General features: G+C 58.1%; 14 protein-coding genes. 11 read left to right on the top strand and 3 right to left on the bottom strand.

The features are described from left to right. Positions 1-23: 23 nt before the first annotated feature. Both PHF39_RS02610 and PHF39_RS02605 read left to right on the top strand, forming a co-directional pair. Positions 24-254: a type II toxin-antitoxin system HicB family antitoxin gene (locus PHF39_RS02610; protein ID WP_300219870.1), complete on the top strand. Its 231-nt coding sequence runs from the start codon at positions 24-26 to the stop codon at positions 252-254. Beyond that, positions 251-436 carry a type II toxin-antitoxin system HicA family toxin gene (locus PHF39_RS02605; protein ID WP_300219868.1) on the top strand — a complete coding sequence of 62 codons (186 nt, stop codon included), beginning with the start codon at positions 251-253 and terminating at the stop codon, positions 434-436. Before PHF39_RS02610 ends, PHF39_RS02605 begins: the two co-directional genes overlap by 4 nt. Before the next feature lie 146 nt (positions 437-582). Here PHF39_RS02605 and PHF39_RS02600 read toward each other — a convergent pair whose 3' ends face one another. Genes PHF39_RS02600 through PHF39_RS02590 form a run of 3 tightly spaced genes read right to left on the bottom strand, consistent with a single transcriptional unit; the run spans position 583 to position 3,815 of the window. Further along, complete coding sequence (locus PHF39_RS02600) at positions 583-2,778, bottom strand: elongation factor EF-2 (protein ID WP_300219867.1); 2,196 nt, start codon at positions 2,776-2,778, stop codon at positions 583-585. 27 nt (positions 2,779-2,805) lie between these two features. Continuing rightward, positions 2,806-3,381 (bottom strand): 30S ribosomal protein S7, encoded by a 576-nt coding sequence (locus PHF39_RS02595; RefSeq protein WP_300219865.1) that lies wholly within the window; start codon positions 3,379-3,381, stop codon positions 2,806-2,808. A gap of 5 nt (positions 3,382-3,386) precedes the next feature. Beyond that, entirely contained in the window at positions 3,387-3,815 is a 429-nt protein-coding gene (locus tag PHF39_RS02590; RefSeq protein WP_015286779.1) for a 30S ribosomal protein S12, read from the bottom strand. Between the two features lie 166 nt (positions 3,816-3,981). Here PHF39_RS02590 and PHF39_RS02585 point away from each other — a divergent pair, with 166 nt between their 5' ends. The 9 genes from PHF39_RS02585 to sepS are packed head-to-tail and all read left to right on the top strand — an operon-like array spanning position 3,982 to position 12,507. Then, positions 3,982-4,386, top strand: a complete 405-nt coding sequence (locus PHF39_RS02585) for a 6-carboxytetrahydropterin synthase (protein ID WP_300219863.1) — start codon at positions 3,982-3,984, stop codon at positions 4,384-4,386. Between the two features lie 4 nt (positions 4,387-4,390). Continuing rightward, positions 4,391-4,999, top strand: a complete 609-nt coding sequence (locus tag PHF39_RS02580; RefSeq protein WP_300219861.1) for a radical SAM protein — start codon at positions 4,391-4,393, stop codon at positions 4,997-4,999. Beyond that, entirely contained in the window at positions 4,999-5,664 is a 666-nt protein-coding gene (queC, locus tag PHF39_RS02575; RefSeq protein WP_300219859.1) for a 7-cyano-7-deazaguanine synthase QueC, read from the top strand. The genes PHF39_RS02580 and queC overlap by 1 nt, the downstream gene beginning before the upstream one ends. 1 nt (position 5,665) lies before the next feature. Then, a complete protein-coding gene (locus PHF39_RS02570; RefSeq protein WP_300219857.1) occupies positions 5,666-6,166 on the top strand; it encodes an NUDIX hydrolase in 501 nt (166 codons plus the stop codon). A 3-nt stretch (positions 6,167-6,169) separates the two neighbouring features. Further along, positions 6,170-7,072, top strand: coding sequence for an alpha/beta hydrolase (locus PHF39_RS02565; RefSeq protein ID WP_300219855.1), 903 nt, complete (start codon positions 6,170-6,172; stop codon positions 7,070-7,072). A 35-nt stretch (positions 7,073-7,107) separates the two neighbouring features. Beyond that, entirely contained in the window at positions 7,108-8,382 is a 1,275-nt protein-coding gene (gene prf1 / locus PHF39_RS02560) for a peptide chain release factor aRF-1 (protein WP_300219853.1), read from the top strand. Beyond that, a complete protein-coding gene (gene argS, locus PHF39_RS02555; RefSeq protein ID WP_300219851.1) occupies positions 8,383-10,047 on the top strand; it encodes an arginine--tRNA ligase in 1,665 nt (554 codons plus the stop codon). Then, positions 10,028-10,927, top strand: coding sequence for a 4-demethylwyosine synthase TYW1 (gene twy1 / locus PHF39_RS02550; RefSeq protein WP_300219849.1), 900 nt, complete (start codon positions 10,028-10,030; stop codon positions 10,925-10,927). The genes argS and twy1 overlap by 20 nt, the downstream gene beginning before the upstream one ends. After that, entirely contained in the window at positions 10,924-12,507 is a 1,584-nt protein-coding gene (gene sepS, locus PHF39_RS02545) for an O-phosphoserine--tRNA ligase (protein WP_300219847.1), read from the top strand. Before twy1 ends, sepS begins: the two co-directional genes overlap by 4 nt. The last annotated feature ends 4 nt before the right edge of the window (positions 12,508-12,511 follow it).

The raw sequence follows: 12,511 nt of genomic DNA, 5'->3' as shown, positions 1-12,511 counted from the left end.
GATCGCAAAAAAGGGAGGCCCGCATGAAACAGACTCGGATGCGCTACACAGTGCTGATGGAGAGAGATGAGAGCGGAGGCTTCACCGTGACAGTCCCCTCCCTTCCCGGTTGCATTTCTCAGGGAGATACCTGGGACGAGGCCCGGAAAAATATCGAAGAAGCAATTGCCGGGTACATTGAGACGTTAAAAATTCTCAAAAAGCCGGTGCCGGTTGAAGTAGAAGTGACCATTCAGGACCCGGTCATTGCATGACACTTCCCCGGGTAACGGGCGACAAAGAACTTAAAGCCCTTCAGCGTGCAGGCTTTTCCCTCGTCCATACAAGAGGGAGTCACCATTATCTCTACCATGAGGAAAAAGACTGCCTTGTTACAGTACCCGTTCATGCCGGGACAATCATTACACCAAAAACACTTACATCTATTTTATCCTAGGCAAAGATCAGCAGGGATGAGTTCATTGCTCTGTTGTAGCACGGGAAACCATCAGACGATTCAGGAATCTACTCGTCCAAGGCATCGACCCTGAACTGAAAAATTATGAAAAAAAGGGACTGGGTAATGGGTGTTTTGGGACTGTTCTATACGGCGAGGTAATCGTTCGGCTGGGGCATCTGTTCCTTTAAGCCCTTCCGCTTGCGGATGCCGACAACGACTTCCTTGACCATGTTGTTCGGGACGAGCTCGAAGCCTGCGAACTCGGTGTTCCACATGGCACGGCCTTCGGTTGCAGACCGGATGTCACCGGCAAACCCGAAGAGCTCGGCGACCGGTGCCTTGCCGGCAACGGTGATAGTGTCACCCAGGCTTTCCATATCGAAGACCTGACCGCGCCGGCCCTGGATCTGGGAGGTGGCAGCGCCCATCTGGTCCATCGGGACGGTGATCTGGATCTTCTGGACTGGCTCTAAGAGCGAGTCGCCTGCGAGGAGCATGCCGCCCTTGATGGCGCCACGGACCGCAGGGATGACCTGCGCGGGGCCGCGGTGGATCGCGTCCTCGTGGAGCTTGACATCGGTTAAGACCATCTTGAGGTTCTGGACCGGTTCGTCCGCGAGCGGGCCGCCGGCAAGGGCTTCGTGGATGCCCTCGATGATCAGTTCCATCGTCTCGTTGAGGTACTGGATACCCTTGGTCATGTCGATGAGCATGCAGGTCCCCTTGATGTCCTTGACGCTCTTAGCCTCATCCTTGTCCATGCCTGCCTTGATGAGCACGTCACGGCGCTCAAGGGCCTGCTGGTTCATCGTGACTTCGCCGGCCTTGATCAGGGCGACGATCTCATCGGGGAGGGGTGAGAGGGTGAAGTAGAACCGGTTGTGGCGGTTCGGGGACTTGCCTTCGACATTCTCCACTACGCCGGTGACCGTCTCACGGTACACCACAATCGGCGGGGAGGTGATGATCTCGACACCCTTGTCGCGCTTGATACGACCGGTGATGATCTCAAGGTGCAGCTCACCCATACCGGCGATCAGGTGCTCGCCGGTCTCTTCGTTGATCGAGATATTGAGGGTGGGGTCTTCCTTTGCAACCTGCCGGAGCACTTCAACGAGCTTTGGCAGGTCCTTCATGTTCTTTGCCTCGACTGCAACGGTCATGACCGGTTCCGAGTAGTGCTTGAGCGACTCGAACGGTGTCATCTCCATGAGACTGGAGACGGTTGAACCGACAATCGCGTCCTTGAGACCGGTGACCGCGGCGATGTTACCGGCAACAATCTCATCGACCTCGACACGCTTCGGGCCCATGAAGATACCGACCTGCTGGAGGCGGTTCTCTTTCTTGGCTGCGCCCATGATATAGAGGCCGTCGCCCCGCTTGAGAGAGCCGGAGAAGAGACGCCCGGTGGCGACCTCTCCTGCATGCGGGTCGAACGAGATGTCGGTGACCATCATGGCAACCGGACCATTCGGGTCGCAGGCGAGCATGGACTTTCCTTCCTTTGACTCCTTGTCGCCATGCCAGATGACGTTGACACGCCGGGGCTGGGCATCTAAGGGGTTCGGGAGGTGGCGCACGACCATGTCGAGGACCACTTCAGAGAGCGGGCTGTTCTTGGCCAGGTATTTCATATCACCTGCGCGACACTTCTCGTATACGACCTTGAACGAGATGCCGCTCTTCTGCATGAACGGAACCGAGACTGCCCAGTTGTAGAGCGCGGAGCCAAACGCAACGGTTCCCTTGGATGCGTCGAGCTTCCAGCCGTTATTGTAGGCCTCCTCGTTCATGCCCTTGATGAGCTTGTTGACCTTGTCAATGACCTTGCCGAGCCGGATCTGCATCTCCTGATCGTCGACTTTCAGCTCGTTGATGAGCCGGTCGACCTTGTTGATGAAGAGGACCGGGCGGACCTGCTCCTTTAATGCCTGCCGGAGCACGGTCTCGGTCTGGGGCATCGTGCCCTCGACAGCGTCCACGAGGACGACTGCTCCGTCCACTGCACGCATGGCACGGGTGACGTCGCCACCGAAGTCAACGTGACCGGGCGTGTCGATCATGTTGACGAGATAGTCCTGGCCATCGTACTCGTGGACCATCGAGACGTTGGATGCGTCGATGGTGATACCACGGGCCTGCTCTTCCGCGTCCGAGTCCATGAAGAGCTGTTTGCCGGCAAGCTCCTCGGAGATGATACCCGCGCCGGAGAGCAGGTTGTCGGAAAGGGTTGTCTTGCCGTGGTCGATGTGTGCTACAATACCGATGTTCCGAATGTGCTTCGGATCTTTCATGAGCTCGGTTACTCGCTCAATGGATTTTTTGCCGCGGACCATGAAAATGACCTCGAAAAAAAGATGTGATTACCGTGCGGACTTCGCGATCCGTTCGCGTTCTTCCTTTTTCCCTACCGAGTAGCACTTCATGTCGCCCTTGGAGGCGGCGATGATCTCATCAGCGAGGACTGCGCTTGCGCGCTTCTTGCCGGAGCCGGAGCCCTTTAAGGTTGCCTCGGCAAGGAAGTGGATTGCCGTGTCGACCCGGCGCATGGGTGCGGTGTCGACCGACTTCGGGACATTGATGCCACCGTATTTTAAGCGGACGGTCTCTTCGCGGGGACCGGAGTTGCCGATTGCTTCAACCAGGACCTCGATCGGGTTCCTCTTGGTCTTCTTGTGGATGGTCTCGAATGCATCCCGCACGATCCGGATGGCCAGCTGCTTCTTTCCGGTATTATTCTCGGTCTGCATCAGGCGGTTGATGAGCCGCTCTACGATCATCATGTTGCTCTTGCCGAATTCCTGGCGGGAGAACTTGCCGCAGGAGTGGGGGATGATCTGCGCCGTGAGGTTCACGTAGCGCACGAGGCTGGGGTCAGTGACCTTGACTTCGGAGGCATCATACAGGTTGAACAGGAGTTTCTTTCCGGCTTCTGACATCCAAATCACCTGCGCGGTTTCTCCTTCCTGCCAATCACCATCTCGTGGAGGCAGACGTTGTTCACCTTGGTAACGACGAACCGGACGCCCGGGATATCTCCCATGGAACGACCGAGACGGCCGCCGATGCCTTCGATCTCGACTTCATCGTGTTCGTCGATGAAGTTGATGGCACCGTCGCCAACGGCAAAAGCGCTGACCTGTCGTCCGTTCTTGATGAGCTGGACGCGCACGCACTTCCGGATTGCCGAGTTGGGCTGCTTGGCTTCAACACCGATCTTCTCAAGTACGATACCTCTCGCCTGCGGAGCGCCCTCGAGGGGATCCGACTTTACATCGAGATTGAGTTCGCGGCGGGCGTAGTTCTTGTCTGCCCACCGGAACTTATTGGAGTCCCGAACCAGTTTTCTGGCTGCGAATTTACCCTGTCCCATTAAATAGCCTCTGTAATGTGATTATGTGGTTATCGATAACCCACACTGGGATAATGTACTACGCGGGTTATCGATTTATAAATTGTGGCATCCCACCTGCCTGTCTTACTCTATTGGTTCTAGTGGATAATAACATTTTATCCCCATGGGCGCACCAAGCTGAGCAATGAAGACCGGCATCTACAAAGAGGTGCAGATTGATACGAGCCACCGCCTGCTCCACTATCACGGGAAGTGCGCTAACCTCCACGGGCACCGGTGGAAGATCGAGGTCTGGATGGAGGGCGAGCCGGCCCCGGATACGCAGATCGTGATCGATTACTCCTTAATCAAGAAAGTGGTGGAAAAATACGACCACCAGATCATTCTCAATAGGGAGGACCCGATGATCCCCCGCATTGCCGAGTTCCACCCGGTGATCACGACGCCCGGTGACCCCACGAGCGAACTGATCGCCGTCCTCATCCGCGACGACATCCACAAAACCTGCCACGAGATGGGGATCCAGGCACGGGTGACGAAGATCCGGGTCTGGGAGTCTCCGACATCCTGCGCCGAGATAACGGAATGAAGGAATGAAGGTCGCAGAGATATTCCGGAGCCTGCAGGGAGAGGGGAAGAACCAGGGGAAGCCCTGCCTGTTCATCCGGCTTGCAGGCTGCAACCTGAACTGCCGGTGGTGCGATACGCCCGAATCGCGGACCGGCGGCAGGGAGATGAGCAGGGACATGGTTCTTGAACATCTCTGGCGCATCAACCCTCCCTATGTCTGCGTTACCGGTGGCGAACCACTTCTCCAGGCTGATGATCTGGAGCCACTCCTTGCCTCGCTCGTTAAGCGGGGATCGGTTATTGATATCGAGACCAACGGGACAATCGATTTCTCCCGGCTCCAGCCCTTTGTATCGGTCTGCATGGATGTCAAGTGCCCGTCGTCGGGAGAGAAGAGCGACCTTTCCCTCTTATCGAAGATCCGCCCGCAGGACAGCGTAAAGTTTGTTGTCAAGGACGAGGAGGACTGCCGGTATGCACAGGGCGTCATCGCCACGTACCCGATTGCGGGCGAGATCTTCATCTCGCCGGTCTTCGGTACGGATTACAAGGTGATCTCGAAATTCCTGTTAACGAACACCCTGCCGGCCCGGATGCAGATGCAGTTGCATAAGATCATCGGAGTGAAATAATGAAGGCGGTCTGTTTATTGTCGGGAGGAATGGACTCCTCAACGCTCGCCTACCTTGCAAAGAGTGAGGGGTACGATATCTGCGCCCTGCACCTGAATTACGGCCAGAGAACAGAGGGCAAAGAACTGGCCTGCGCAAAGAAGATCGCCTCCCTCCTGGATGCACAGGAATTGATTGAAGTTGATGTCGGGTACTTCTCGCAGTTCGGCACAAGCAGCCTGACGGACAGGGAGATGGCTATGGAGGCGTTCGACCCAGACCGTACACTGGTGCCCAATACCTATGTCCCGTTCCGGAACGCGAACCTCCTCTCCATTGCCACGAGTTTTGCCGAGGCAAACGGCGCCGAAGCAATCTATATCGGGGTCCAGTCGCTGGATTACAGCGGGTACCCGGACTGCCGGCCGCAGTTCATTGATGCATTCCAGAAGGTCATCGATCTCGGGACAAAGGAGACGACAAAGATTACGCTGAAGACTCCGTTCATCCGGATGACAAAGACCGATATCCTCCGCGTGGGCATGAAACTCGGCGTGCCGTACGAGCATACGTGGTCCTGCTACCGGAATGAGGGAAAAGCCTGCGGCACCTGCGGTTCGTGCCACTTCCGGCAGGAGGCGTTTGCTGCTCTCGGCATGAAAGATCCCATCGAGTACGAGGGATGAGATGACTGAGATCTTCCGCGGCAGGCGTTTATGGATCGAGACTAAGAAGATCCGGCTCCCCAACGGGATTGAACGCGAGAAGGTGATCGTCCACCCGAGTAACGCGGTTGCAATCCTTCCCATTGACGGGGACCGGTGCAAACTTCTGAAACAGTACCGGTACGCCATCGACCAGTACATCATCGAGGCCCCGGCAGGGACGATGGAGCAGGGAGAGGAGCCCCTTGCCACGGCCGGTCGGGAACTGATCGAGGAGACCGGGTTTGCGGCAAAATCGATCGTGCCAAAAGGATTCATCTACACGACGCCCGGGTTCACGGACGAGAAGATCTTCCTGTTCGAGGCCCGCGACCTCTCGCCCTCGCAGGAATACGGGAAGGACGAGGACGAAGTAATCGAAGTGATCGATGTTGCCATAAAAGACCTGCCGGCAATGATCCGCGACGGCAGGATCATTGACGGGAAGACCATCTGCCTGATACAGCGCTGCCTGGGGTGCTGAAGAATGCGAGCTGTTCCCGCCCTCGTCCTGGCAGCAGTCCTTATCGCAGCGGCAGCGTTTGCCGGGTGTTCCGGCACCGGAACAAAGGCCTCGTATTCCGTGGACAGCAGCGGTGCCCTCTCGGTCACGTGCGCACCAGTTACAACGAGCGAGGATGTCCTCTTCTCCAACGAGACGTACACGAAAACCCGGATCGTAATGCATACGCAGACCGGCGATGTGGTCACGTATCTTTCAGCCCCGAAACAGCCAAAAGCCGCAATAGTCTACGTCCCTGGAGCAGGTGAGAAGCCGGAAGGCCACGAGGCACGGATGTTGCAGTACGCACAGGCAGGATATGCGTTCCTCTTTGTGGATATTCGGGGCAGAGGGGGGGAGACAGACGGGATACCGTTTGGCCAGCAGCTGATCCAGCAGGACTTCACGAAGTTCCAATCCGGCGAATGGCCGCAGTACTACCTGACCATCTGCGATCTGGTCAATGCCCGGAAGATGCTCTCGGGACGCTTCTCCGTGCCGGTGTATGCGGTCGGATCCAGTAATGGCGGGAGATATGCGGCAATTGCCACAGGCGTTGACAAGGATTTTGCAGGGTACGTCGGGATATCGACATCGGACTGGGGCATCCTCGATGCCTTCACGACGCAGGGATATTCCGGCGATCCCATCCGGTTCGCCGCATCGCTCGAGCCCAGCACCTATTTCGCGAAGATCTCGCCCCGCCCGGTCTGGATCTTCCATAATGCAACCGATCCCATCATTCCTTTCGAAAGTGGGACGGCATTCTATGATAAGGCAGGAGAGCCGAAGACATTCACGGAATTTTCAGGGGATCATGGCATAAATTCTGATGTCGATTCGCGGATCATTATGCAATGGGCGCAAATTTATGCCCCCAGCAGGTGAATAGCTCTAAGCTTTAACGAGGTTTGAGTCCGACAATGGCAGAAGAAGTTGTGGAGATGGACGATGCGCGGAAGCGCTATGAGTTCAAGAAGACGCTGGAGAAACTCCAGTCGCAGCAGGGAGACGGGACGGAGTTAATTACCCTCTACATCCCTCCCGACAAGCAGATCTACGATGTGACCGGCCAGCTCAAGGACGAGTTCGGCCAGTGCGCGAACATCAAGAGCAAGCAGACCCGGACAAACGTCCAGAGCGCCATCTCCTCGATCCTCTCCCGGCTCAAGTACTACAAGCGACCGCCCGAGAAGGGCATGGCCGTCTTCTGCGGCACCGTCAGGACCTACGGTGACCGGAGCGACCTCCAGTGCACCATCATCGAACCGCCCGAGGCCATCAACCTCTACATGTACCGGTGCAGCTCCAGCTTCGAGCTCGAACCGCTCCTCCAGATGCTCGAGGAGAAGTACGTGTACGGCCTCCTCGTTCTCGACAAGCGTGAGGCCTACTGGGGCTTTTTGCGCGGGAACCGGATCGAGCCCATAGGCGGGGCAAACTCCACCGTGCCCGGCAAGATGCGGAAAGGCGGCCAGTCGGCAGCCCGGTTCGGCCGGCTCCGCGAGATCGCGATTGACGAGTTCTACACGAAAGTCGGCGAGCGGTCAAGCGCAATCTTCCTTGCCGAGAAGGATTATTTCGAGCGGTTCAAGGGCGTATTGATCGGCGGCCCGAGCCCCACGAAAGAGGAGTTCGAGAAGGGCACCTACCTCCACCACGAGGTCCAGAAGCGGATCATCGGGCTCTTCGATGTTGCCTACACGAACGAGGACGGGCTCGCGGAGCTCGTGGACGCGGCAAAGGACGCCTTAAAGGGCATGACCGTCATTAAGGAGAAGGCGATCATGGAGAAGTTCTTGAAAGAACTTGTCAAGGATGACGCGCTCGCTGCCTACGGAGAGGAGAGCATCCGGCACAACCTCGAGATCGGGGCCGTCGATACCCTCCTCCTCTCCTCGAAACTCCGGAAATCGCGGCTGAAGATCAAGTGCCAGACCTGCGATTACACCACGGAGAAGACGATCAATATCGAGCCGGGCAAGACCGTGGCCGATATCGCTCTTGGCAACTGCCCGAAATGCTCGGCGCCCCTTATCATTGAAGAGGAGATCGATATCGTGGACGAGCTGACCAGGATCGCCGACCAGAGCAGCTCCAAGGTCGAGCTCATATCGGACGATTTCGAGGAGGGCTCGATCCTCTTCTCGGCATTCGGCGGGATCGCCGCCATTCTCCGCTACAGGACGGGATACTAAATGCCCGATGACATGTTCGCTACGATAGACACCGCTATCCGGGAGACCGCCGGCGTGACCGATGCGCTCCTGGCTGAAGGAGGAGAGCACGCAGACCTTGCATCCACCGTTGCCTTCTCGTTAGCCAAGCAGCGGAAGCAGGCACCGGTAAAAATTGCCCAGGATCTGGTTGCAGAACTGAAGAAGCGGCCGGAGTTATCCACGGTCACCATCGAGGCAAAAGGGCCGTACATCAACTTCATCTTCGGGAAAGCCTATGTCAGCGACGTGATCCGTGCTGCGGTTAAGCCAGGGTACGGGAACCTGGAGACAAAAACGCAGCGGGTGGTGCTCGAACACACGAGTGCAAACCCGAATGGTCCGCTTCATGTGGGGCATATCCGGAACTCGATCATCGGCGACACGCTCGCCCGGGCGTTCCGGAAGGCCGGGTACCCGCTGGAAGTCGAGTACTATGTCAATGACATGGGCCGGCAGATCGCTATCGTTGTCTGGGGGTTCAATAACCTGGACAGTACGCAGCTGCCGGGCGAGAAAGAGGATGCCCACATTGCCCGGATCTACATCGCGGCAAACCGCGAGATCGAGAAAGACGAGGGGATCACGCAGCAGGTCAATCTCCTGATGCAGCGCGTGGAGAGCGGCGATCCCGCTACCGTGGAGAAGTTCAAAAAGGAGGTCTCCCGCTGCCTTGACGGGTTCCGGGTCACGATGAAGAACCTCAATGTTGCCCATGATAAGTTCGTCTGGGAGAGCGACTTCATCCGGAACGGGAGCACCGAAGAGATCATCGGCAGGCTCAAAGAGAAGCCGCAGGCCCGCGAGGACGAGACGCTCTACCTCGATCTCTCGGAGTTCGGGTTCGAGAACAAGTATGTCATCCGCCGGAGCGACGGCACCTCGGTGTACGCCGCCCGTGACCTTGCCTTCCATGCATGGAAAGGGAAGAACTTCGACCGGGTTATCGATGTCCTTGGTGCGGACCACAAGCTGATCGGAGCACAGCTCCAGTGCACCATGAAAGTGCTGGGCGAGAAGGTTCCCGAGATCGTCTTCTTCGAGTTTGTCTCGCTTCCCGAGGGATCGATGAGCACCCGGGCCGGCAAGTTCATCTCGGCCGACGACCTCATCACCGAAGTGCGCAAGCGTGCCTTTGACGAGGTCACGGTTCGGAGACCGGAACTTCCCGAAGACGAACGCAGGAAGATCGCTGCATCTGTCGGGCTTGCCGCGATCCGCTACGACATCGTGAAGGTCTCGCCCGAGAAGAGCACGGTCTTTGACTGGAAAGAAGCCCTCGACTTCGAGCGGCAGAGCGGCCCCTATATCCAGTACGCCCATGCCCGGGCATGCAGCATCCTCGAAAAAGCCGATGACGTTACCGAATGCTTCGAGCTTGAGACCGAGCAGGAGATCGCGCTCGCAAAGCAGATCGCCCGCTTCCCGGGCATCATCAAGAGGGTTGTTGCCGAGCTCCGCCCGAACCTCCTTGCCATCTATGCCCGCGAACTTGCCGACACCTTCAACTCGTTCTACCACTTCGAGCAGGTCTTAAAGAGCGAGGGGAAAGTGCGGGACCGGCGCCTGACACTCGTTCTGGCGGTACAGAACACCTTAAAAGAAGCGCTCGAAACGCTCGGGATCGATGCCATCCGATCCATGTGAGCCCCTGAGAAAACAGGGGTACCAGTTTTTTTCCAAGACTTCGACAGCAGCACTCAAGCCCTGTATGTGGTGCAAACGGGCACTTGCCGGCGGGGATATGTGTTACAAGCACCAGTTCTACGGGATCGACAGCCACCGCTGCGTCCAGATGACGCCGACCCTCCGGTGCAACCAGCGCTGCCTCTTCTGCTGGCGCTCGTTCGAGCACGAGCCGGTGGAAGCGGAAGAGTGCCCGCCCGAGACCATCCTTGCCGGCATCCACCGGTTCCAGAAGAAAGCGCTTGCGGGGTACAACGCTGTGCTCGATAACACGGTCACGGAAGAACGGTGGAAAGAAGCGCTCGACCCGAAGCACGTTGCGATATCGCTCTCCGGCGAGCCGACGCTCTACTCGCGGCTGCCGGAACTGATCGACCTCTTCAACAGTAAGGGATACACTACATTCGTTGTCAGCAATGGGACGAACCCGGATATGCTGAAGCGGTGCAACCCGTTCCAGATGTACGTCTCACTCGACGCTCCCGATCGGGAGACCTACGAGCGCGTCTGCCGGCCGCTCGGGGACTACTGGGACCGCGTGCAGGAGAGCCTCCGTCTCCTCGGTTCGCGGAGATCGGTGGTCCGGATCACGCTCGTGAAGGGGCTCAATGATCTCGCTCCTGAGCGCTATGCCGCGATCCTGCAGGATTCGGGAGCACGGTTCGTTGAGATCAAAGGATACATGTATCTGGGATACAGTAGAAACCGTTTGGTCAGAGAGAACATGCCGGACCATGCGTTTGTCCGCGCCTTTGCGGAGAAGGTCGCGGCCGCGTGTGATTACCGGTACAAGGACGAGAACGAACTGAGCAGAGTGGTAGTCCTGGAGCGAGAAACATGAGATTCAATCCCGAAGACTGGAAACAGAAAGCGCACGAGAACTTCGAAGGGGCATGGCACGAGGGCCCATCGGTCCTGACTCCCGCAGCGCACGCAGATACGTACCCGTGCCGGGTGTACAAGCGGGCGCAGGCCCACCCGGTCTTTGCCACGATTAACAGGCTCCGCGAGACCTACCTCTCGATGGGCTTTGATGAGGCAGAAGTCCCGGTCATCATCGATGAGAAGGATATCTACCGGCAGTTCGGGCCCGAGGCAATGGCCGTGCTCGACCGGGTCTTCTATCTTGGCGGCCTCCCGCGTCCGAACGTGGGGATCGCAAGGGACCGGCTCGATAAGATCAACGGGATTCTCGGCAAGACGATGGCTCCTGCGATTGAGGAGAAACTCCGCGAGACGCTCCACGCGTACAAGAAGTCCGAGATCGACGGCGACGAACTGACCTTCGAACTCTCAAAAGTGCTGGAGGCTGACGACGGGGTGGTTGTCCACATCCTTGACGAGGTCTTCCCCGAGTTCCGCGAGCTCGCCCCCGAGTCCTCGCGCTCTACGCTCCGGAGCCACATGACGAGCGGCTGGTTCTTAACGCTCGGATCGATCTGGGACAAGAGCCCGCTTCCCATCCGCATGTTCTCGGTCGACCGCTGCTTCCGGCGCGAGCAGGCCGAGGGGCCGACACGGCTGATGACCTACCATTCGGCATCCTGTATCATTGCCGGGGACGATGTGACGATCGAGGACGGGAAAGCGGTCAGTGAAGCGCTCCTTTCCGCATTTGGATACACGGACTTCCGCTTCCAGCCGGACGAGAAGCGCTCGAAATACTACATGCCGGATACCCAGACCGAGGTCTACGCCCGGCATCCGGTCCATGGCTGGGTCGAGGTGGCGACGTTCGGCATGTACTCCCCCTCGGCGCTCGCGGAATACGGCGTCGGCGTCCCGGTCATGAACTTGGGGCTTGGCGTTGAGAGGCTCGCGATGATTGCGTACGGGGCAAACGATGTCCGGCAGCTCGTGTACCCGCAGTTCTTCTCCCGCCCGCTCTCGGACCGGGAGATCGCACGGTCAGTTCACCTCCGCGAGGAGCCGTCATCCCCTGAAGGCAAACTGCTCGCAAAAGCGATCGCGAAGATTGCGGCAGCGAACGGTTCGGCACAGGGGCCCTGCTCGTTCGATGCATGGGAAGGAATGCTGGGCGGCACCCGCGTGAAGGTTGTTATCGAAGAGACCGAAGCCAATGCGAAACTCTGCGGGCCGGCCTGTGCAAACGAGATCTTCGTCCACGATGGATCGGTGCTCGGGGTCCCGGATGCCGAGAAGTGGAAGCAGGTGCGGACCGGGGGAGTGCCAACCGGCCTCTCCTACCTTTCCGCGGTATCGGCCCTTGCTGCCGCCCGGATCGAGGAGGCCGCCCGGTGCGGAAAGGAGACAACTGTCCAGGTCAAGATGGCAAAGCTCCCAAGCGATATCAACCTGAAGGTCGATGAGTACGCGATGCGTTTCATCACCGACAACAAAAAGAAAGTGGATGTACGGGGACCGGTCTTCCTCTCGGTCCGTTCCGCGATCCTTCCCTGATCTC

Origin of the sequence: Methanoregula sp., assembly GCF_028712425.1 — an archaeon.
Taxonomy (GTDB): domain Archaea; phylum Halobacteriota; class Methanomicrobia; order Methanomicrobiales; family Methanospirillaceae; genus Methanoregula.
This window is presented reverse-complemented; position numbering and strand designations above follow the sequence as displayed.

Coding starts and splice junctions, on each gene's coding strand:
- PHF39_RS02610 (WP_300219870.1), top strand. CDS start 24: ATGAAACAGACTCGGATGCGCTACACAGTGCTGATGGAGAGAGATGAG.
- PHF39_RS02605 (WP_300219868.1), top strand. CDS start 251: ATGACACTTCCCCGGGTAACGGGCGACAAAGAACTTAAAGCCCTTCAG.
- PHF39_RS02600 (WP_300219867.1), bottom strand. CDS start 2,778: ATGGTCCGCGGCAAAAAATCCATTGAGCGAGTAACCGAGCTCATGAAA.
- PHF39_RS02595 (WP_300219865.1), bottom strand. CDS start 3,381: ATGTCAGAAGCCGGAAAGAAACTCCTGTTCAACCTGTATGATGCCTCC.
- PHF39_RS02590 (WP_015286779.1), bottom strand. CDS start 3,815: ATGGGACAGGGTAAATTCGCAGCCAGAAAACTGGTTCGGGACTCCAAT.
- PHF39_RS02585 (WP_300219863.1), top strand. CDS start 3,982: ATGAAGACCGGCATCTACAAAGAGGTGCAGATTGATACGAGCCACCGC.
- PHF39_RS02580 (WP_300219861.1), top strand. CDS start 4,391: ATGAAGGTCGCAGAGATATTCCGGAGCCTGCAGGGAGAGGGGAAGAAC.
- queC (WP_300219859.1), top strand. CDS start 4,999: ATGAAGGCGGTCTGTTTATTGTCGGGAGGAATGGACTCCTCAACGCTC.
- PHF39_RS02570 (WP_300219857.1), top strand. CDS start 5,666: ATGACTGAGATCTTCCGCGGCAGGCGTTTATGGATCGAGACTAAGAAG.
- PHF39_RS02565 (WP_300219855.1), top strand. CDS start 6,170: ATGCGAGCTGTTCCCGCCCTCGTCCTGGCAGCAGTCCTTATCGCAGCG.
- prf1 (WP_300219853.1), top strand. CDS start 7,108: ATGGCAGAAGAAGTTGTGGAGATGGACGATGCGCGGAAGCGCTATGAG.
- argS (WP_300219851.1), top strand. CDS start 8,383: ATGCCCGATGACATGTTCGCTACGATAGACACCGCTATCCGGGAGACC.
- twy1 (WP_300219849.1), top strand. CDS start 10,028: ATGCCATCCGATCCATGTGAGCCCCTGAGAAAACAGGGGTACCAGTTT.
- sepS (WP_300219847.1), top strand. CDS start 10,924: ATGAGATTCAATCCCGAAGACTGGAAACAGAAAGCGCACGAGAACTTC.